The sequence below is a fragment of the Candidatus Kosakonia sp. 282A-S69 genome (genome assembly GCF_029433855.1).
Lineage (GTDB): Bacteria > Pseudomonadota > Gammaproteobacteria > Enterobacterales > Enterobacteriaceae > Kosakonia > Kosakonia cowanii_A.
In genome coordinates, this window is sequence record NZ_JAROAU010000003.1 from 2,672,382 (window position 1) to 2,692,638 (window position 20,257).

A 20,257-nucleotide genomic window follows, 5' to 3' on the forward strand; every position below is an offset into this window, starting at 1 on the left:
TTTGCGGCAGCGCGGGGCTGCCGCAACGTTCACTTAGTGACGGACACCGTCATCTTCTTCGTCAACGTAATCTTCGTCGTCTTCGTCGTCGCCCTCTTCGCCGTTCGGGTCTTCGTAGTAGGTGCCCCAACCGTCGTACTCAACGTCGAATTTCTCTGCCAGATTGATCAGCTGCTCAACCTGCGCGTCGATCAGATCGGCATTCAGCGCGCTTTCGCTCAGCACGTCACAGCAGATCACCACTTCGCCCCCTTCCAGCTCCAGCTCTTCCGGCTCGGTCACTTCGTAGCCGAGTTTGAAGGCTTCAACGGCCGCTTTTTCCAGCGTTTCGAAATCATCTGCCGACAGGTGATGCTCAATGGTGTAGAGCGCATCAGGATCGCTGCCATCTTCCAGCAGCTCTTCAATAATCAAACGCGTCTCTTCGCGCTGCTCTTCCAGGTGTTCCGGGTTTGCCATGGTCGTTCCTCATCAAAGTGGCAGATACTCTTATTGTCACACACCGCTGCCATTGCCTCCACTCTTCGCCGAAAAGATTTATCCATCAGGGTTGCAAATGAATATTCATACATATAGATTGAATTTTAATTCAATAAGTGGCATTCGCCATGTGAGGAAAAAATGTCATCTTTTTACCAGAAACATTTTCTGAAACTGCTCGATTTTACCCCTGCTGAAATCCACGCTCTGCTGCAACTTGCCGCGCAACTCAAATCAGACAAGAAAAAAGGCCAGGAATTCCAGAAACTTACCGGCAAAAACATCGCGCTCATCTTCGAAAAAGACTCTACCCGTACACGATGCTCTTTCGAAGTTGCCGCTTACGACCAGGGCGCTCGCGTCACCTACCTCGGCCCAAGCGGTAGTCAAATCGGGCATAAAGAGTCAATTAAGGATACCGCGCGCGTGCTGGGCCGGATGTATGACGGCATTCAGTATCGCGGCTACGGCCAGGAGATTGTTGAAACCCTGGCGCGCTATGCGGGCGTGCCGGTGTGGAACGGCTTAACCGATGAGTTTCACCCCACGCAGCTGCTGGCGGATCTGCTCACCATGCGCGAGCACCTGCCGGGCAAAGCTTTTAACCAGATGACGCTGGTCTATGCGGGCGATGCGCGTAACAACATGGGTAACTCGATGCTGGAGGCCGCCGCGCTGGTCGGTCTTGATCTGCGCCTTGTGGCACCGAAAGCCTGCTGGCCAGAGGCGAGCCTGGTAGCCGAGTGCCAGGCGCAGGCGGTGAAAAATGGCGGCAATATCCTGCTCACCGAAGATGTTGCTGCCGGCGTGAAAGATGCGGACTTTATCTACACCGATGTCTGGGTATCGATGGGCGAAGCGAAAGAGAAGTGGGCGGAGCGCATCGCCCTGCTGCGCCCCTACCAGGTCAACAGCAAAATGTTGTCGCTGACCGGCAACCCGCAGGTGAAGTTTCTTCACTGCCTGCCGGCGTTTCATGATGATCAGACCGTGCTTGGCAAGCAGATGGCGCAAGAGTTCGGTCTGCACGGCGGCATGGAAGTGACGGATGAGGTGTTCGAATCGCGGGCAAGCGTGGTGTTTGATCAGGCAGAAAACCGCATGCACACCATCAAAGCGGTGATGGTCGCCACGCTCAGCGAGTAACGCGTTCCCCTCTCCTCGCAGAGAGGGGCACCCTCAGGCCACCAGCAGCTTAACCACCACTTTGCGCACCTGCGCGGGCGTGTTGACCGCGCAGAGTGGTTTATGCACTTCGCCCGGGTAGAAGACGACAAAATCGCCGGCGCTCAGCACTACGGTTTTCTCCTGCTCGCCCTGCGGCAAAAAGGCGATATCTTTATCCGCCAGCCAGTCGGTATCCGGCGCGCCCGCAGGCTGCGTGCTGAAGGTCATCCCCTCTTCGCCTTTTAAAACAATCTGGATATCCAGATAGCGTGCGTGGTACTCGGCGCGGCGCTCCGCAAAGGGCTGCGTCATATCTTCCGACACGAGATAAAAAAGGCGGCTGCCGTCAATCTCATGTTTGCCAACCGGCGTCTCGGCGTTGACGTGCTGCCTGATATGCTCGATTGCCTGACGCAGCTCTGCCGGCAGCCAGGGTTGTAAATGGTGAATATTGCCAACGATCATTGCTAAACCCTCAATTAAAACAGCGTTTCATTTACACCATTTATACGGGGATTCCCCCGCGCCTGCTACCCCTATCTGCCTGAGTTTTGCGTTAACGCATATTTCAACTCTGACGAGCCGCGGGCGCATAAGCGGCATTAAAAACGCATTACTATTCATAGAGAACCGTTTGCACTGCGTAAAGTGTGCATCAAACGCTTGATCCGTGAAAACAGCTGCGTATAATCCGGGACAATTTGCCGGGAGGAAGCATGGTCCAGTGTGTTCGAGAGTCTCTCTTACCGCGTCTGAATACAGGCGCCGGCCTGCCGTTTTTCGCTCCCGTGGCTTACCCTATATCCAGCCCCTCTTTTGAGGGGCTTTTTTTTGCGCCGTCGTCAGGAGATAACCATGGCTAATCCGCTATATCAGAAACATATCATTTCCATAAACGATCTCAGCCGCGAAGAACTTGAACAGGTACTCCACACGGCGGCGAGCCTGAAAGCTAACCCGCAGCCGGAGCTGCTGAAGCATAAGGTGATTGCCAGCTGCTTCTTTGAAGCCTCCACCCGCACGCGTTTATCCTTTGAAACCGCGATGCACCGCCTGGGCGCCAGCGTGGTTGGCTTCTCCGACAGCAGCAATACCTCGCTCGGCAAGAAGGGTGAAACGCTGGCGGACACCATTTCGGTGATTGGCACCTACGTCGATGCGATTGTGATGCGCCACCCGCAGGAGGGCGCGGCGCGCCTGGCGACGGAGTTCTCCGGCGGCATTCCGATCCTCAACGCGGGCGACGGTGCGAATCAGCATCCGACGCAGACGCTGCTGGATCTCTTCACTATCCAGGAGACCCAGGGTCGGCTGGAGAATCTCAATATCGCGATGGTGGGCGACCTGAAATATGGCCGTACCGTGCACTCACTGGCGCAGGCGCTGGCGAAATTCACCGGAAACCGCTTCTACTTTATCGCCCCGGACGCGCTGGCGATGCCGCAGTACATCCTCGATATGCTTGACGAAAAAGGGATCGCCTGGAGCCTGCATGCCAGCATCGACGAGGTGATGGCCGAGGTCGATATTCTCTATATGACGCGGGTACAGAAGGAGCGCCTCGACCCTTCAGAATACGCCAACGTCAAAGCGCAGTTTGTGCTGCGCGCCGCGGACCTTGAGGGCGCGCGTAGCAATATGAAAGTGCTGCATCCTCTACCGCGCGTCGATGAGATCACCACCGATGTTGATAAAACCCCGCACGCCTGGTACTTCCAGCAGGCCGGGAACGGTATTTACGCCCGCCAGGCGCTGCTGGCGCTGGTTCTGAATCGCGATTTGGCTCTGTAAGAGGGAAACGACAATGACGCATGACAACAAACTTCAGGTCGAAGCCATCAAACGTGGCACCGTGATTGACCATATTCCGGCGCGCATCGGTTTTAAACTGCTGACGCTGTTTAAGCTGACGGAAACCGATCAGCGCATCACCATCGGTCTGAATCTGCCTTCCGGTGAAATGGGCCGCAAGGATCTGATTAAAATTGAGAATACCTTTCTGACCGATGAGCAGGTGAACCAGCTGGCGCTCTATGCACCGCAGGCGACGGTAAACCGCATTGATGAGTATGAAGTCGTGGGTAAATCGCGACCCAGCCTGCCGGAGCGCATCAGCGGCGTGTTGACCTGCCCGAACAGCAACTGCATCAGCCACGCCGAGCCGGTTTCGTCGAGTTTTGCGGTGAAAAAGCGCGAAAATGAGATCACGCTGAAGTGCAAATATTGTGAAAAAGAGTTCTCGCACCACGTGGTGCTGGCCAGCTAATTGCGGCTGGTAAAGCCAGGTGCCCTCCCTATAATGGAACGGCATCCCTTTTACCGCAGATTACAGGAGTGATTTATGACTAAAGTTATCGCTACGGAAAACGCGCCAGCCGCGATTGGTCCCTATGTGCAGGCCGTCGATCTCGGCAGTATGATCCTGACGTCCGGTCAGATCCCGGTCGATCCGAAAACCGGCAGCGTGCCGGATGCGATCGACGCGCAGGCGCGTCAGTCGCTGGAGAATGTGAAAGCGATCGTTGAAGCGGCTGGTTTGAGCGTGGGCGACGTCGTGAAAACCACCGTTTTCGTCAAAGATCTCAACGATTTCGCCACCGTTAACGCCACCTACGAAGCCTTTTTCACCGAGCATAACGCCTCCTTCCCGGCGCGCTCCTGTGTCGAAGTGGCCCGCCTGCCGAAAGATGTGAAAATCGAAATCGAAGCCATCGCCGTGCGTCGTTAATGCTTACCGCCGCCATCAGCACTCCTGCATGATGGCGGCTGCTCCTTATCAGGCCTACGAAACAGCGCCTTATCAGGCCTGGGACCCATGTCACTGAAACGGCGTAGGCCGGATAAGCGCAGCGCCATCCGGCAAACAGATCAAGCCATGCAGCACGCTATCTAGCGGTTAACCGTCGCGCGCAGCAGTTTTTCCAGCGGATAGACTGCCGCAATCACCACTTCATCCTGCACCTGCGCCGCGCTATCCAGTTCACGCTGAATTGAAGCAATCTCCTTATCATCAAGCGTTCCCTGACGGGCGACGAGATCGGTTAAACGCAGGCCAATTGCCGCCAGTTTGTCGACCTCCTGCACCAGCGGTTTTATCGCTTTCAGCGAGTAGTTCGCCTCGCAGAGCGTGAGCGCATCGCTGGTATTGTTTTGCCAGCGCGTAAACAGGTGGCGCAACGCCGCAGCGCTGGCGTTATCCTCCGCGTCGCTAATCAGCCGATCCGCCCACTGGTTCATCTGCCGCACCGTGCTGCTCTCGGCAAACAGCGCATCCGCGAGACGGTTAAGCGGCTCAAACTGATGATAGTTTCCCGCCTGAAACTTCAGGTGCTGACGCGTGTAATAGTGCGCAGGCTCAAGGGCCTGGGCGAGGATTTGCAGCGGCACGGTATCGGCGCTGTTCGCCAGTCGGGTGAACTGCATCAGTTGCTGGCTATGCTGCTGCAGGCCAACCGAGACCGCGGACCAGCTATCGACAGCCTGCAAACGCCTATACATATTCTCGCTGTCGTTGACATCCTGTGCCGACCACAAACGCTCCGCCACCGCAAAAACGCGCGGCCACAGCTTGATATCCAGTACCGGCGCCGCGACATTTTCCGCCCACAGCGCCGCTTCACCGCCGAGCAGATTCGCCTGCTGCGCGCCATCCGGCACCACCGGCGCGATCCCTTCTGGCACCGTTTCCAGCCGCGCGCCGCTAATGGGGTAACGCACATTGCCCAGCAGGAAATAGCCGCTCAATTTATCGCCTGCAAGGGTGACCACCGGGCGCGTCTCGCCCATCCAGCTGTCGACGGTAAAGGTCACCTGATCGTCGCTACGCCAGCTGATACTCTCCACCGCGCGGCGGGATTTGCCTTTGAAATCAATAAACCCTCGCCATCCCTCGTCGCCTTTCACCAGCGTAAAACTGCCTTCAACCGGGCTGCCTTTCAGGCGCGGCATGGAGAATGACCAGCTCTGCGCGCTGTCATTATCGCCAATCTCATCCACGCCATTTAACCCCTGCGGCACGATCTCATTGCGATAGTGATAGGCAGTGTATTGCGGTTGATCGAGATAAAAACCGGTAGAGAGAATGCCTTTGTAGCCCTGCTTCGCCACCTCGCCCAGCGCGTCCTGCCCCTGCCAGGATTGGATCACAATACTTTTCGGCAGATCCGGGTGGAAGATCTCATCCCAGCCGACCATCTGGCGGTGATGTTTTTCGAGGATCTTCTCCAGCTTGCGGTTGAAGTAGGCCTGCAGCGCGTGGCTATCTTTGAGCTGATGATCGCGCATGAATTGCTGAATTCGCGGGTTGTTTTTCCACTGCGTATCGTCCACTTCATCGCCGCCGATATGCAGGTAGGCATCCGGGAAGATCGCCGCCAGTTCGCTCACCATCGCCTCTGCAAAGGCGTAGGTCGCCTCTTTTGTTGGATCAAGTACCGGTTTCAGTACCCCCCAGTGGCGCTCCATGGCATACGGCCCCGGCGCGCTCAGCAGCTCCGGGTAGGTAACCGCAATCGCGGAAGCGTGGCCTGGCATATCCAACTCCGGCACCACGCGAATGCCGCGCGCCGCCGCATAACGCACAACCTCGCGCATCTGCGCTTGACTGTAGTAAAGCCCGTCGCTCGCAAGCTGGGTCAATTTCGGGTAGCGCGTTGAGGCAAACCGCCAGCCCTGATCGTCGGTCAGATGCCAGTGCAGCACATTGAGCTTTGCCGCCGCCATACCGTCAATTTGCCGTTTTATGTCCTCAACGGGAATAAAGTGACGTGCTGAATCAAGCAGCAGCCCGCGCCACGGGAAGCGCGGCGCATCCTCGATAGTCACCCAGGGGAGCTGGGTCTGTTCGGCACTGTTTTGCAGAAGCTGAAGCAGCGTCTCGATACCGCGCTGTGCGCCGAAGCGGGTGTTGGCCGCAATGCTTGCGCCACTGCTGTCAATAGTCAGCGTATAGCGTTCATCGCTCTCCAGCGCCGGAATCGGTGCTGCCTTGTGGGCAATGGCGATCGTAATCGTGGCATTCGGTGGATTTGCCGCCTGCGGCTGCAGCGTCCAGCCAGTTTGCCGCGCGATACGCTGGCGTAGTTGGGTGATGATCTCGTCGGCATCGTCGCCGCTGACGCGGATGGTCAGTTGATTATTTAATACCAGCGCGCCCTGCTCCGCCGGACGCGTCACGCTGGCAGGCCAGGGCATTAACGGGAGATCGCCCGCCGGCGCGGCAAGGGCAGAGAAGCCGAGCAGCAGTCCGGCGGACAAGAGGCTGTAACGTAACATGCAGGTTCCTTAAGCGGGGAGAGCGAAGCAAAACACTCAGGTAACATGCACACATTTTCACCGTCAAGCGCGCGGCCCGACGGCGATCACACGCCGGTTCATTTAAGAGAAATGCCCGGTCACATCCCCCCGACAAACAGCACCGCCCCGGAGGCCGGATAAGCAAAGCGCTATCCGGCAAACAGCCCGCGCATCGCTCTCCGGCGAAATGCCTGATGGCGGCTTCGCCTTATCAGGCCTACAAAAAACCATGTCACTGAAACGGCGTAGGCCGGATAAGCGCAGCGCCATCCGGCACTTATTCGCGCTATTGCCAGCCGTAACGGCGGTAAAAAATCCCCTTCACGCACTGGGTCAGGATCATATACCCCGCCAGGATCGCCACCAGCCACGGGAAATACCCGAGCGGCAGAGCCTGTAACTGCAGGTAGCCCGCCAGCGGTGAGAAGGGCAGCGCAATGCCGACGCAGATGCCCATCAGCGTCATCGCTACCAGCGGCCAGGCGGGACGGCTCTGAATAAACGGCACGCGGCGGGTACGGATCATATGCACAATCAGCGTTTGCGACAGCACGCCCACCACAAACCAGCCGGACTGGAACAGGGTTTGCGCCTCGACGCTGTTCGCCTTAAATACCCACCACATTACGGCAAAGGTAATAATGTCGAAAATGGAGCTAATTGGGCCGAAAAAGACCATAAAACGCCCGAGATCGGCGGGATTCCAGCGCTGCGGTTTGGCGATCTGCTCCTCGTCGACGTTATCAAATGGGATCGCCACCTGCGAAACATCATAAATCAGGTTCTGAATCAGCAAGTGCAGCGGCAGCATCGGCAGAAAGGGCAGAAACGCGCTGGCCACCAGCACGCTAAAGACATTACCGAAGTTCGAGCTGGCGGTAATTTTGATGTACTTGAGCATATTGGCAAAGGTACGACGCCCTTCGATAACCCCCTGCTCCAGCACCATCAGGCTCTTCTCCAGCAGGATAATATCCGCCGCTTCACGGGCGATATCGACTGCGCCATCCACCGAGATACCAATATCCGCAGCGCGCAGGGCTGGCGCATCGTTAATACCGTCACCCATAAAGCCCACCACGTGCCCTTCGCGTTTCAGCAGGCGCACAATGCGCTCTTTGTGCATCGGCGTCAGGCGGGCAAACAGCGTGACATGCTGCGCCACGTGTGCCAGCTCGTTGTCGCTCATACGTTCGATTTCGCTGCCAATCAGCACATCGCTCACCGCTAACCCCACTTCGTGACACACTTTGCCGGCAACCAGTTCGCTGTCGCCGGTGAGGATTTTGACGGTGATACCGCTGGCTTTCAGCGCCTTCAACGCCGGGGCAGTGCTCTCTTTTGGCGGATCGAGAAAGGCGATATACCCCTCAAGGATCAGATCCGACTCATCAATACGCTGATAGTCGCCGCTGCGTGCGGGCAGATATTTGGTCGCCACCGCCACCACCCGCAATCCCTGGCGGTTGAGGGTGCTGGTTACGCGCTCAATGCGCCGCAACATGCTGTTATCCAGCGGCACAATCTCGCCGTTGTAGCGCACATGGGCACAGACGTTGAGCATCTCGCTGAGCGCCCCTTTACAGATCAGCTGGTGTGCGCCTGCATCCTGCGCCACTACCACCGACATACGGCGGCGTTCGAAATCAAACGGGATCTCATCCACTTTACGCCACTGCGCGGCGAGCGTTTGCGCCATCTCCGCCTCGACGCTATCCAGCACCGCGGTATCAAGCAGGTTTTTCAGGCCGGTCTGATAATGGCTATTGAGCCATGCGCAGTGCAGCACCCGCTCGCTCACTCTGCCGCTGATATCGGTGTGGTTCTCAAGCACGATCTTGTCCTGCGTCAGTGTGCCGGTTTTATCGGTGCAGAGAATATTCATCGCGCCAAAGTTCTGAATGGCGTCGAGGTGTTTGACTATCACCTTCTGTTTCGACAGCTTCACCGCGCCGCGCGCCAGCGTCGAGGTGACAATCATCGGCAGCATCTCCGGGGTCAGCCCAACGGCGACAGAGAGGGCAAACAGCGCCGCTTCCCACCAGTCGCCTTTGGTAAAACCGTTAATCAACAGCACGATGGGCGTCATCACCAGCATAAAGCGGATCAGCAGCAGGCTGACGCGGCCGATACCCTTCTGAAAGGCGTTCGGTTCGCTCTCCTGCTCGCCGACGCGGCTGGCGAGCTGTCCGAACCAGGTCTGGCCGCCGGTGGCAATCACCAGCGCCTGCGCCGTGCCGCTCACGACGTTGGTGCCCATAAAGCAGAGGGTGTCGCACTCCAGCGGGTTGCTCTGCGCCACCTGGCGGGTGATGGCGCTCTTCTCAACCGGCAGTGATTCACCGGTCAGGGACGCCTGAGCGACAAAGAGATCCCGCGCCTGCACAATGCGCAGATCTGCCGGGATCATATCCCCGGCAGAGAGTTTGACGATATCGCCCGGCACCAGTTGATCGATCGGCAGCTCGCACCAGTCGCTCTCGCCGGTATCATTGACCACGCGCCTCACCGTCGCGGTGTTGGTCACCATCGCTTTTAACGCATCCGCCGCTTTGGTCGAGCGCGCCTCCTGCAACCAGTTCAGCAGCGTTGAGATCGCCACCATCAGCGCGATCACCCCTGCGCCAAAGAGATCTTCCGAGGCATAGGAGATGATGCCGAGCACGGTGAGCAGCAGGTTGAACGGGTTGCGGTAGCAGAGCCAGAGATGCACCCACCACGGCGACGGTTTCTGCGCCGGAATGAGGTTTTCGCCGTGGATCTCCCGCGCCAGCCGTACCTCTTGCGCGTTTAACCCCTCCGGGTGACTGTTAAAGGTTTCCCACAGCTGCGCCTGATCCATCAGCGCAGTTTGCAGGCAGCGCTCACTCATTGAGGGCGGGATCTCGCCCTGGGTGACGCTACGCACGCCGGGAAGCGGATCGCGCGCGACCAGGCGGCGCGGTAAGTGGCGGTTCAGGCGAGCAAAAAGCTGCCGGGTCATATTTTTCAGCATAGCGATGTCCTTGCCCCCGCCTCACGCGGGTGCTTTGACTACGGGCGCGACAACGCCGCACCAGCAGGTGTTAATAACGCGGGCAGGGACGATATGACGTCGCTGCCTTACACATCCGGTAAGGCAGCAGAGGCGGGCTTACCGGAAGGGTCTTCTCCATCGGGGATGAGGGGTGGGATCGGGATCCATATCGCCTCCGGTAAGGGTTAAAGGGAATGATTACGCAGCGGTATCATATACCCCAAAACGTAAACCGAACGTATACGTACCGCGACTCACGGCGCGCAGGGATAAACCAGACTTTACTCATTGTTGTTATTCGCTTTGGAGTGCAACACTTTCTGACTCTGCCAACCCCCATCGCCAGTATCAGGAGTACTGCATGCCAAACCGGCTGACCATTAATGACATCGCGCGTTTAAGCGGCGTGGGAAAATCGACCGTCTCGCGCGTGCTGAATAATGAAAATGGCGTCAGCCAGCAGACGCGCGAACGGGTGGCGGCGGTGGTGAATCAGCACGGCTTCTCCCCTTCCCGCTCCGCGCGCGCCATGCGCGGGCAGAGTGATAAAGTGGTGGCTATTATCGTGACGCGGCTCGATTCCCGCGCCGAAAACCTGGCGGTGCAAACCATGCTGCCGGCCTTTTATGAGCAGGGCTACGACCCAATCATGATGGAGAGCCGTTTCAAACCGGAGCTGGTGGCGGAGCATTTGCAGATGTTGAGCCAGCGTAATATCGATGGCGTGGTGCTGTTCGGCTTTACCGGAATTACGCCCTGCCTGCTTGCCGCCTGGCGCGACTCGCTGGTGCTGATGGCGCGGGATGTCAGCGGCTTTTCATCCGTCAGCTATGACGATGAGGGCGCCATTGAACTGCTGATGGCGAAGCTCTACGCAGAGGGCCACCGCAACATCAGTTTTATTGGCGTCCCGCACAGCGACGTCACCACTGGCAAGCGTCGCCACCAGGCATATGAGGCGTTCTGCCGCCAGCATCATCTGACGCCGCGCGCGGTGCTGCCCGGCCTTGGTATGCAGCCGGGCTACGATCACGTGGCGCAGGTGCTGATGCCCGAAACCACGGCGCTGCTCTGCGCCAGCGACAGCCTGGCTCTGGGCGCCAGCAAATATCTGCAGGAGCGGCGTATCACCCTTCAGCTCGCCAGCGTCGGCAATACCTCGCTTATCAGTTTTCTCCACCCTGAGATCCTTACCGTCGATCCGGGCTACGCCGAAGCCGGCCTTCAGGCGGCCACGCAGCTGATCGCCCAGGTAACCGACGCTGACGCCCTGCGCCAGCATGTGATCCCAGCCCGTCTGGTTTAACATTCATACGCTTTTTTGATGCATTTTTAAGCATAATGAAAGCGTTAAATTTTATAGCTCCTCTGAATTCCCCGCCCGCCGTAGCGTCAGATTTTTACTTTGTTCTGAGTCAAAAAAGAAGCAAACATCTTTGATGCAAATCACTATATATAGAAATTAGAATGCCCACCGGCCCTACATGTTGTAGTTATCGACTACTATTCGAACAAACCTACCGCCCGGAATGCACGTCATTCTGTGGATAATCGGGGCCAGAACGGGACGAACTTATTGGTTTTAATAATGAATAACCAACCGATGGGGCGTCTTTATCGTGTGGATAACCTGTTTTGCAGAAGGAAGTGATCATGACACCGCATGTGATGAAACGAGATGGCTGTAAAGTGCCTTTCAACTCAGCGCGAATCCAGGAGGCAATCTGGCGCGCCGCAACCGCAGCGGGAGTCGATGACGCAGACTATTGCGCCACCGTCGCAGCAGTTATTAGTAACCAGATGCAGCATCGCGCGCAGGTCGATATCAGCGAAATCCAGACCGCGGTTGAAAATCAGCTGATGTCCGGCCCTTACAAGCAGCTGGCGCGCGCCTATATTGAGTACCGTCACGACCGCGATATCGCCCGCGAAAAGCGTGGCCGCCTGAACCAGGAGATCCGTGGCCTGGTGGAGCAGACCAACTCGGCGCTGCTTAACGAGAATGCCAATAAAGACAGTAAAGTGATCCCGACCCAGCGCGACCTGCTGGCGGGGATTGTCGCTAAACACTACGCCCGCCAGCACCTGCTGCCCCGCGATGTTGTGCAGGCCCATGAGCGCGGCGAAATTCACTACCACGATCTCGACTACTCGCCCTTCTTCCCGATGTTCAACTGCATGTTGATCGACCTGAAAGGGATGCTGACCCACGGCTTTAAGATGGGCAATGCGGAGATTGAACCGCCGAAATCGATCTCGACCGCCACGGCGGTCACCGCGCAGATTATCGCTCAGGTCGCCAGCCATATTTATGGCGGCACCACCATCAACCGCATTGATGAAGTGCTGGCGCCGTTTGTGACTGAAAGCTTTGAAAAACATCGCAAAGTGGCGAATGAGTGGCAGATCGCGGACGCCGACGGCTACGCCCGCTCGCGCACCGAGAAGGAGTGCTACGACGCGTTTCAGTCGCTGGAGTATGAAGTCAATACGCTGCATACCGCCAACGGCCAGACGCCGTTTGTCACCTTCGGGTTTGGCCTCGGTACCAGCTGGGAATCGCGGCTGATCCAGCAGTCAATTCTGCGTAACCGCATCGCCGGGCTGGGTAAAAACCGCAAAACTGCGGTATTCCCGAAACTGGTGTTCGCCATTCGCGACGGGCTGAATCATAAGTTCAGCGACCCGAATTACGACATCAAACAGCTGGCGCTGGAGTGCGCGAGCAAGCGTATGTATCCGGATATTCTCAACTATGACCAGGTGGTGAAAGTGACCGGCTCGTTTAAAACACCGATGGGCTGCCGCAGCTTCCTCGGCGTGTATGAAGAGAACGGTGAGCAGATCCACGACGGGCGTAACAACCTTGGCGTTATCAGCCTGAACCTGCCGCGCATTGCGCTGGAAGCGAAAGGGGATGAGGCCGCTTTCTGGAAACTACTGGATAGCCGCTTAGCGCTGGCGCGTAAAGCGCTGATGACCCGCATCGCCCGCCTCGAAGGGGTAAAAGCGCGCGTGGCGCCGATCCTCTATATGGAGGGTGCATGCGGAGTGCGACTGCAAGCCGACGACGATATTGCACCGATTTTTAAAAATGGCCGCGCGTCGATCTCGCTGGGCTATATCGGCATTCATGAGACCATCAATGCCCTTTCCGGCAATCAACATATCTACGACAGCGAAACCCTGCGCGCGAAAGGGGTGAAGATTGTTGAGCGTCTGCGCCAGGCGGTGGATCAGTGGAAAGAGGAGACCGGCTACGGTTTCAGCCTCTACAGCACGCCGAGCGAAAACCTCTGCGACCGCTTCTGCCGCATCGATACTGCCGATTTTGGCGTGATCGATGGCGTGACCGATAAAGGGTATTACACCAACAGCTTCCACCTCGACGTGGAGAAGAAGGTGAACCCATACGACAAAATTGACTTTGAAGCGCCCTATCCGCCATTAGCCAGCGGCGGGTTTATCTGTTACGGGGAGTATCCGAACATTCAGCACAACCTGCGCGCGCTGGAGGATGTGTGGGATTACAGCTACCAGCATGTGCCCTATTACGGCACCAATACGCCAATTGACGAGTGTTATGAGTGCGGTTTCACCGGCGAGTTTGCCTGCACCAGCAAGGGTTTTACCTGCCCGAAATGCGGCAACCATGACGCCTCCCGCGTATCGGTTACCCGCCGCGTGTGCGGTTATCTCGGCAGCCCGGACGCGCGTCCGTTCAACGCTGGCAAGCAAGAAGAAGTAAAACGCCGCGTGAAACACCTCGGTAATGGGCAGATGGGTTAGGCCAGCGATGTGCCCGATAGCGCTACGCTTATCGGGCCTGCGATTGCGCCCATAGAGGTTTTTGCAAAGTCACTCAGAGACGCTTTCGCGAAAAATGGGCGTCGGCACAAGGAATCCCGGGGAGTTTACATAAGTAAGTGCCCGGGTGAGTGAGAGCAACCAACACAGTTATGGCGTCTGGCAGGAAGCGAGTTCGCAAAGCAATTGGCGTCATAACGAGGCGGCAAACGAAGCAATCACGGAAAGCTTACATAAGTAAGTGACCCGGGTGAGTGAGAGCAGCCAACACAGTTATGGCGTCAGGCAGGAAGCGAGTTCGCAAAGCAATTGGCGTCATAACAAGGCGGCAAACGAAGGAATCCCGGGGAGCTTACATAAGTAAGTGACCCGGGTGAGTGAGAGCAGCCAACACAGTTATGGCGTCAAGTGCAAAGCGAAAATGAAATATCATCAATACTACCCCGTCGACATCGTCAACGGCCCAGGAACCCGCTGCACCCTGTTTGTCTCCGGCTGCGTGCATGAGTGCCCCGGCTGCTACAACAAAAGCACCTGGCGGCTCAACTCAGGTGTGCCGTTTACCCAGGCGATGGAGGATCGGATCATCGCCGATCTCAACGACACGCGCATCAAGCGCCAGGGGATCTCGCTCTCCGGCGGCGATCCACTCCATCCGCAAAACGTGCCTGATATTTTAAAGCTGGTGAAGCGCATCCGCACCGAGTGCCCCGGCAAGGATATCTGGGTGTGGACCGGCTACCAAATCGGTGAGCTAAGCGCCGCGCAGCAGGAGGTTGTGGATCTGATTAATGTGCTGATCGACGGCAAGTTTATGCAGGATCTGAAAGACCCAATGCTGATCTGGCGCGGTAGCAGCAATCAGGTAGTGCACTATTTGCGGTGAGGGGGTTACAGGCGATGTTCAGCGCTGTGATAAGCAGCCTCTTTTTCACGTTTACCGATCGCCACGACAAACACCGTCACCACGTTGTCTTTGACCTGGTAAATCAGCCGATAGCCGGAGGCACGAAGCTTTATCTTGTAGCAATCCGGCAAGCCATGCAGCCGGGCCTTTTCAACTCTCGGCTGAACCAGCACCTCCGAGAGCTTCTTTTTAAACTGCGCCTGAACCGTCTCGCCCAGTTTGTTCCACTCTTTCAACGCGCGCGGATCAAACGCCAGCTCATAGATCATCAAGCCTGACCTTGATCCCTTTTTGCGGGTTCGTCAGGCGCTCTCTGACCACCTCCAGCAGTGCCGCTTCGTCTTCGCTCACCGTGACGGTTTTAACCGGCATTCGGCCATTCTCGGCGACGTACTGAAACAGCAGGCGCACCGCTTCAGTGGGCGTAATATCGAGTTTCTCCAGCACTTTCCAGGCCTCCTCTTTGAGCTTGTCATCCAGTCGAACATTGAGCGTTGCCATTATGCCTCCGGGCACGTGGGAATGTGTAATGCAATATAGCATTACATTGGCATTACATTTGTTTTTGGATAACAACTCTCAAAACCGGCTTACGCAGGCCATCGCCACGCGTTGAAAGGTCTCAAAATCGGCGCAGGCGCAGAGCCTCGCGGTGGCACGCTCGCGCAGGAAGGTGACAAAAATATCGTAGATGGCCATCGCCTCTTCATACTCGCTTTTGCTGATCGCCAGTAAAAAGATGACGTGCGCCGTCTCATCGCCCCAGACGATGCCCTGCGGGGCCAGCACGGTATAAACCACGGTTTTCTTCGCCAGCAGGCCCAGGGCGTGCGGCAGCGCGATACCTTCGCCGAGCAGGGTGCTGACAATCGCTTCGCGCTCCACCACTGAATCGAGGAACTCGCCATCGACAAAGCCCTCCTGCTGCAACTCAGCACAGAGGGTGCGGAACAGGGTTTGCTGATCCATCGCCTCGTCGATAATGCGAAAGTGCGCGGCGTCAAAATACTTCTTCAGCATCCACGGGCGGGTGCGGTCCACCAGCACCAGTTTGCCAATCTGCTCCAGCTGATAGTCGCTGGGGAATGGCGCAATCGTCACCACCGGTTTATCTTTTTCGCTGATGCGCGCGGTAGAGATAACAAAATCCTCCGCCAGCGTGTCGCACTGCTCGTAGTCGCGCAGCGTCACGGTGCGGGTAATCACGATTTGCGGATATTTGCGCGCCAGCACCGCCTCAATCATCCGCACCATGGCATTCCCGGCATCGCACACCAGCAGCACGCGCGGCTGGCGCTGATAGCCGACGTTGTAGTGCCGCTCCAGCCCGACGCCGATATGCAGCACCAGAAAACCGATCTCGTTTTCGCTGATGGTATAGGGCGTATATTTTCCCCAGCTTGATACCGCCGCCAGTGTCATATCCCACGCCATTGGGTAGTGCTGTTTTATATTATCCAGCAAGGGGTTAGGGATCATGATCTGGTAGCGCACGCGGGTGATCATGGTTTTGATATGGGTCAGCAGGTCGGCATGCAGCTGCGCGTCGCCCTGCAGGTTGTAGTTATAGTGCGTGTTGATATAGCCAAGAATGTAGTTCACCAGCGTTTCATCATCATCGGCACTGATGGCGCTGGGCGCCGGATCCTGCACCCGGCGGGCGGCGATATGCACCCGCAGCCAGTGCTCTTCCGCTTCCGCCAGTGGTTTGCCCGCCAGCTGCTGCAACGCACTGGCGATATCACGCGCGGCGTGGTGCACCTGCTCATCACCATCGTCAGCGGTGAACTCCGAGAGCGGAAACCCTTCGCTGATACGCCGCACGGCAACGGCGCAGTAGAGCTGAATAAAGCGATCGCCCTCATCGGTGAGACGAATATGGTAGCGGTTAAAACAGTCGTGCAGAAACGGTGCCAGCGCCTCCGGCACGCCCGCGTTGAGCGCATCTTCGGTAATCAGCGGATTATGGGCATTGTGCTGCGCCAGCTCCCACAGCAGATCGGTGAGACAGGCGCGCAGCGCCATCTCGCTGCCGAAGAGCTTCATGCCGTGGCGCGGGCGGGTCTCCAGCGTCAGTCGGTAGCGGGAGAACCACTCGCGCACCTCGGTCATATCGTTTTGCAGCGTGGCGCGGCTGACAAACCACTCGTCCGCCAGATCCTCCAGCTTGAGGGAGAAGGCCGAGGTAAGAAAACGCACCACCAGATAGTGCACCCGCTCCGGCCCGGTACGCGGAATGCGCAGCGCGCGCGGGCGCGTCGCCTGCAGCGTATGGTAAAGCGCGGCATCCAGCACCTTCAGTTGGTAGCCGCTGCCGCGGCTCAGGATAAACTGCGCGCCGTGGTTCTCCAGCAGCGCATTCAGCGCGCTGATATCGGCGCGGACGGTACGCGTGGAGACCGACAGCCGCTGCGCCAGCTCATCCTGCGGCAGCGTCTCGTTTTGCAGCAGGCTGAAGAGTTGCGCTAAACGTTGGTTCGGGAATCGCACGTCGTTACCTCATGGTTAAAAGTGCCGGAGGGCGCTGAAGCCTGGCCGGTAAATCAGGCCGGATAAGGCGCAGCCGCCATCCGGCATTGACCGTTATACCAGCGCTTTAGTCATCATGAGCAGCTGGCGGACATCCGCCGGGCGGGTCTCACCACTCACCTTATCAATAATTGAACTATAAATGTGCGGAATGATTTTGCTGACCCCCGCCGACAGCGCGATCTCTAAAATCTCGCTGAAATTCTCCAGATCGATACCGCCGGTCGGCTCCAGCCAGAAGTCATGCCGCGCGCAGGCTTCGGCAACGGCTTTGTACTCCTCCCGGCATTGCAGCCCGCCCATTGGGAAATATTTGATGGAGCTGCCGCCCATATCTTTCAGCAGGGCAATCGCCGTCTCCACCGGCACAATCGCATCGGCGGCCTGGCTGCTGAGCGGCCCGGTGGAGATTTTCACCTGCCCCGGCGTGCCGGTGGGCGACACCAGACCGTTAACCACGGTCTCACGCTGCCCGAGCAGTGCCCGGCTGGTCCCCACGCCGGTAAAGACCTGGTTGACATGCTGCGGCTGAACTTCACGGGAGATGGCGCTGACCATCGCGGACTGATTCGGATCGCCCGCACCGAGGCCGACGGAGAGCGCGTTATCGATCCTGAGCGCGTACTGGCGCATATCGGCCACCGCCGAGTCGATATCCGGGTAGTTTTTTGACAGCACACCGACCAGCACATGCCCTTCAGCCGCTTCATAGATGGCGCTGGCGTTATCGATGCTGCCCGCCAGCACGTTCAGGCAGACGCGGTCGTGGTAAAAGTTGGGGGTCAGTTTCATGGACGTGGCTCCTTATTCAGTTCCTGTGCGATGCGTTGCGCAATGATGGTCAGCTGCTCAGGGCTGACGCTGCGCACATCGGCTTCGATAATCCCTTCATTGGCTTTGTAGCCACGAAAATAGATGGCGTACTCCCCCTGTTTGAGGGCCTCGACCAGCTCACCGGTAGCGATGCCGGTGACGGCTTCGTCAAACTTGATTTCGCTGCGGGCGATGTCGCGTCCGGCGCTGTCCCACACCACGCGGGCGCTGACGCCGTTGAGGGTATTGAGCTGCTCAATAAAAGGGGTCATTTTGACGACCATCTCCGCTCCGCTCTCCTTTTTCGCGCTGAGGTAGTGCTCGATGGCGCAGGTGAGGCCAAGAATGCCCTCTTTGCCCACCTTCATTGCGCGGCCAATGCCCGCCGTCTGGCGTTTGACCCACTCGACATACTGCGTTTTGCCAATCACCAGCCCGCTGGTTGGCCCTTCAATCGCCTTCGCGCCGCTATAGATCACCAGATCGGCCCCGGCGCGGTAGTAACATTGCAGATCCTCTTCGGCGGCGGCATCGACAATCAGCGGCAGATTATGTTTACGTGCCACCACGGCGGCCTGCTCCACGCTGAGCATGCTCTTCTGTACGCAGTGATGAGACTTGATAAAGAGGATCGCCGCAGTACGCGGAGAGATAGCCGCCGCCAGCTGATCGGCGGAGCATTCATTGGCGTAACCGGCTTCAACCACTTTGCCGCCGCCGAGCGCCACCATCGTGCCGACCGGCGCGCCGTAATTGACGTTGTGCCCGCGCGGCAGCACAATCTCATTATTTTCAATCGGCGTGCTATGCAGGTTCTCCAGCAGCCAGTCGCTCTCCTTCACCAGCACGGCGGCCACGGCTTGCGCCAGCCCGGCCGAGGCGCAGGAGACGACAGTCGCGCCTTCAACATCCAGCAGCTTCGCAATGTAGTGACCGGTTTTATTCACCAGGTCTTTCATTTCGAAGTAGTGATTCATGCCCTGCAACGCCGCCTCAACCACTTGCGGGCGCGGGGTCGAGACGCCGAGCGCCGTCATGCGCCCGGAGGCGTTAATCACCTGTTTTAATTGGTACTTCTCATAAATCGAAGACATGCTCTGCCCTCCCTTGTTCGGTCAGATAGCCCCGGCCAGCGCGAATGGCGGCCAGCGGCGTAAGTAACTGGTCGGCCTGCAAGGCGCTGTTCTCCGCATCGGTGAACAGCACCGGCTGGCGGCGCAGATCGAAAATCGTCAGATCGGCATCAAAGCCAACGGCCAGACGCCCCTTTTTCGCCAGCCGCAGGCCGTCGGCGGCGTGTTCGGTCACGCAGGCAATCACCTGCGGCAGCGAGAGGCCGATAGCGAGGAATTTGGACATCACGTTCGCCAGCGATCGCACCGGGCCGTCGATGCGGTTGCGGCAGTAGATATCGGAACTGATGGTGTGCGGCAAAATGCCGAGGCTGATGGCCTGTTTTGCTACCGCAAAGCTGAAGCTGGCGCTGCCGTGGCCGACATCAAGGCGCACGCCGCGCGTAATAGCACGGGTCACCGCGGCGCGCAGTTCGCCGCCCGGCGTCAGAATACGGTTCGGCTTGCCGTTGTAGCAGTGGGTGATGATATCTCCGGCACTCAGCAGGTCGGCAATCTCATCGAGATCCGGCGGGTTATTGCCGATGTGCACCATCAGCGGGAGATCGCCATTCTCCTGCTGCATCGCTTTCGCGCGTTCCAGCGGCGTGATGCCGTTGTCGCCGACCACGCTGCTGCTCATACGCGCTTTCAGGCCGACAATAAAATCGGGATGGCGCTGAACGGCAGCGCGCACGGCGCTGGCGTCAATATTGTCGAGCTTCGCCAGCTCGTTTTGCGCAATCAGCCCGACGCGGGAGATATTGAGCAGGGCGTAAACCTCCGTCGTTGCCTGGCGGGTAACGGCGTAGAAGTCATCAATATCATCCGCGCCGGTGCTGCCGGCATCGATAACCGTGGTGACGCCGGTTTCAATCCCGACGCTGTCCGGCCGGTCATGGTAAATCGGCGAGTTGGGGTAGCAGTGGACGTGGGAGTCGATCCATCCGGCGCTAACATAGTGTTTGCCTGCCAGATCGACCATTTTCACTGCCGGACCGCTAATTTCGCCCAGTGCGGCGATTTTCCCGTCGCTGAGGGCGATATCCGTTACCGTATCGTCCACCAGACGCGCCCGGCGCAGGAGTAAATCAAACATATCTCTCTCCAGAAGTGACGGGTGCCGCAGCA

General features: G+C 57.9%; 20 protein-coding genes. 9 read left to right on the top strand and 11 right to left on the bottom strand.

Features of this window, described 5'->3' with window-relative positions; all coding sequences use genetic code 11:
* Window positions 1-33: 33 nt before the first annotated feature.
* Window positions 34-459: a ribonuclease E inhibitor RraB gene (gene rraB / locus PU683_RS18290; RefSeq protein ID WP_277173927.1), complete on the bottom strand. Its 426-nt coding sequence runs from the start codon at window positions 457-459 to the stop codon at window positions 34-36.
* Between the two features lie 97 nt (window positions 460-556).
* Here rraB and argL point away from each other — a divergent pair, with 97 nt between their 5' ends.
* A complete protein-coding gene (gene argL / locus PU683_RS22470) occupies window positions 557-652 on the top strand; it encodes a putative translational regulatory protein ArgL (RefSeq protein WP_431190967.1) in 96 nt (31 codons plus the stop codon).
* The gene (gene argF / locus PU683_RS18295; RefSeq protein ID WP_277173928.1) at window positions 622-1,626 is read left to right on the top strand and encodes an ornithine carbamoyltransferase; all 1,005 of its coding nucleotides are present in this window, start codon (window positions 622-624) and stop codon (window positions 1,624-1,626) included. The genes argL and argF overlap by 31 nt, the downstream gene beginning before the upstream one ends.
* 33 nt (window positions 1,627-1,659) lie before the next feature.
* Here argF and PU683_RS18300 read toward each other — a convergent pair whose 3' ends face one another.
* Window positions 1,660-2,112 carry a YhcH/YjgK/YiaL family protein gene (locus tag PU683_RS18300; protein WP_277173929.1) on the bottom strand — a complete coding sequence of 151 codons (453 nt, stop codon included), beginning with the start codon at window positions 2,110-2,112 and terminating at the stop codon, window positions 1,660-1,662.
* A 251-nt stretch (window positions 2,113-2,363) separates the two neighbouring features.
* On the opposite strand from PU683_RS18300, the gene PU683_RS18305 reads away from it, so the two are divergent.
* The 4 genes from PU683_RS18305 (at window position 2,364) to ridA (ending at window position 4,375) form a co-directional block, all read left to right on the top strand.
* Window positions 2,364-2,510 carry a pyrBI operon leader peptide gene (locus PU683_RS18305; protein ID WP_223284269.1) on the top strand — a complete coding sequence of 49 codons (147 nt, stop codon included), beginning with the start codon at window positions 2,364-2,366 and terminating at the stop codon, window positions 2,508-2,510.
* Window positions 2,503-3,438, top strand: a complete 936-nt coding sequence (gene pyrB / locus PU683_RS18310; protein ID WP_277173930.1) for an aspartate carbamoyltransferase — start codon at window positions 2,503-2,505, stop codon at window positions 3,436-3,438. The genes PU683_RS18305 and pyrB overlap by 8 nt, the downstream gene beginning before the upstream one ends.
* A 13-nt stretch (window positions 3,439-3,451) precedes the next feature.
* The gene (gene pyrI, locus PU683_RS18315) at window positions 3,452-3,913 is read left to right on the top strand and encodes an aspartate carbamoyltransferase regulatory subunit (RefSeq protein WP_277173931.1); all 462 of its coding nucleotides are present in this window, start codon (window positions 3,452-3,454) and stop codon (window positions 3,911-3,913) included.
* A 75-nt stretch (window positions 3,914-3,988) separates the two neighbouring features.
* Window positions 3,989-4,375: a 2-iminobutanoate/2-iminopropanoate deaminase gene (gene ridA, locus PU683_RS18320; RefSeq protein ID WP_277173932.1), complete on the top strand. Its 387-nt coding sequence runs from the start codon at window positions 3,989-3,991 to the stop codon at window positions 4,373-4,375.
* Window positions 4,376-4,536: 161 nt separating this feature from the next.
* Here ridA and PU683_RS18325 read toward each other — a convergent pair whose 3' ends face one another.
* The 3 genes from PU683_RS18325 to mgtL all read right to left on the bottom strand — a co-directional run bounded on the left by PU683_RS18325 (window position 4,537) and on the right by mgtL (window position 10,126).
* Window positions 4,537-6,921 carry a beta-N-acetylhexosaminidase gene (locus tag PU683_RS18325; RefSeq protein WP_277173933.1) on the bottom strand — a complete coding sequence of 795 codons (2,385 nt, stop codon included), beginning with the start codon at window positions 6,919-6,921 and terminating at the stop codon, window positions 4,537-4,539.
* Window positions 6,922-7,228: 307 nt separating this feature from the next.
* Window positions 7,229-9,937: a magnesium-translocating P-type ATPase gene (mgtA, locus tag PU683_RS18330; RefSeq protein WP_431190951.1), complete on the bottom strand. Its 2,709-nt coding sequence runs from the start codon at window positions 9,935-9,937 to the stop codon at window positions 7,229-7,231.
* Window positions 9,938-10,075: 138 nt separating this feature from the next.
* Window positions 10,076-10,126 carry a mgtA regulatory leader peptide MgtL gene (mgtL, locus tag PU683_RS22475; protein ID WP_431190968.1) on the bottom strand — a complete coding sequence of 17 codons (51 nt, stop codon included), beginning with the start codon at window positions 10,124-10,126 and terminating at the stop codon, window positions 10,076-10,078.
* Between the two features lie 193 nt (window positions 10,127-10,319).
* Between mgtL and treR the strand changes: the two genes are divergently transcribed.
* The 3 genes from treR to nrdG all read left to right on the top strand — a co-directional run bounded on the left by treR (window position 10,320) and on the right by nrdG (window position 14,651).
* The gene (gene treR, locus PU683_RS18335; protein ID WP_277173934.1) at window positions 10,320-11,264 is read left to right on the top strand and encodes a trehalose operon repressor TreR; all 945 of its coding nucleotides are present in this window, start codon (window positions 10,320-10,322) and stop codon (window positions 11,262-11,264) included.
* 347 nt (window positions 11,265-11,611) lie between these two features.
* Window positions 11,612-13,747, top strand: coding sequence for an anaerobic ribonucleoside-triphosphate reductase (gene nrdD, locus PU683_RS18340; RefSeq protein WP_277173935.1), 2,136 nt, complete (start codon window positions 11,612-11,614; stop codon window positions 13,745-13,747).
* A 439-nt stretch (window positions 13,748-14,186) separates the two neighbouring features.
* Window positions 14,187-14,651: an anaerobic ribonucleoside-triphosphate reductase-activating protein gene (nrdG, locus tag PU683_RS18345; protein ID WP_277173936.1), complete on the top strand. Its 465-nt coding sequence runs from the start codon at window positions 14,187-14,189 to the stop codon at window positions 14,649-14,651.
* 5 nt (window positions 14,652-14,656) lie between these two features.
* Here the strand turns inward: nrdG and PU683_RS18350 are convergent, their stop codons facing one another.
* The 6 genes from PU683_RS18350 to PU683_RS18375 form a co-directional block, all read right to left on the bottom strand.
* A complete protein-coding gene (locus tag PU683_RS18350; RefSeq protein ID WP_277173937.1) occupies window positions 14,657-14,941 on the bottom strand; it encodes a type II toxin-antitoxin system RelE family toxin in 285 nt (94 codons plus the stop codon).
* A complete protein-coding gene (locus tag PU683_RS18355; protein ID WP_277173938.1) occupies window positions 14,931-15,173 on the bottom strand; it encodes a type II toxin-antitoxin system RelB/DinJ family antitoxin in 243 nt (80 codons plus the stop codon). The genes PU683_RS18350 and PU683_RS18355 overlap by 11 nt, the downstream gene beginning before the upstream one ends.
* Window positions 15,174-15,251: 78 nt before the next feature.
* Window positions 15,252-17,162: a BglG family transcription antiterminator gene (locus PU683_RS18360; RefSeq protein WP_277173939.1), complete on the bottom strand. Its 1,911-nt coding sequence runs from the start codon at window positions 17,160-17,162 to the stop codon at window positions 15,252-15,254.
* Between the two features lie 93 nt (window positions 17,163-17,255).
* Window positions 17,256-17,993, bottom strand: coding sequence for a 2-dehydro-3-deoxy-phosphogluconate aldolase (dagF, locus tag PU683_RS18365; protein WP_277173940.1), 738 nt, complete (start codon window positions 17,991-17,993; stop codon window positions 17,256-17,258).
* Window positions 17,990-19,108 (bottom strand): DgaE family pyridoxal phosphate-dependent ammonia lyase, encoded by a 1,119-nt coding sequence (locus PU683_RS18370; RefSeq protein ID WP_277173942.1) that lies wholly within the window; start codon window positions 19,106-19,108, stop codon window positions 17,990-17,992. Before PU683_RS18370 ends, dagF begins: the two co-directional genes overlap by 4 nt.
* Complete coding sequence (locus tag PU683_RS18375) at window positions 19,092-20,225, bottom strand: amidohydrolase/deacetylase family metallohydrolase (protein WP_277173943.1); 1,134 nt, start codon at window positions 20,223-20,225, stop codon at window positions 19,092-19,094. Before PU683_RS18375 ends, PU683_RS18370 begins: the two co-directional genes overlap by 17 nt.
* Between the last annotated feature and the right edge of the window lie 32 nt (window positions 20,226-20,257).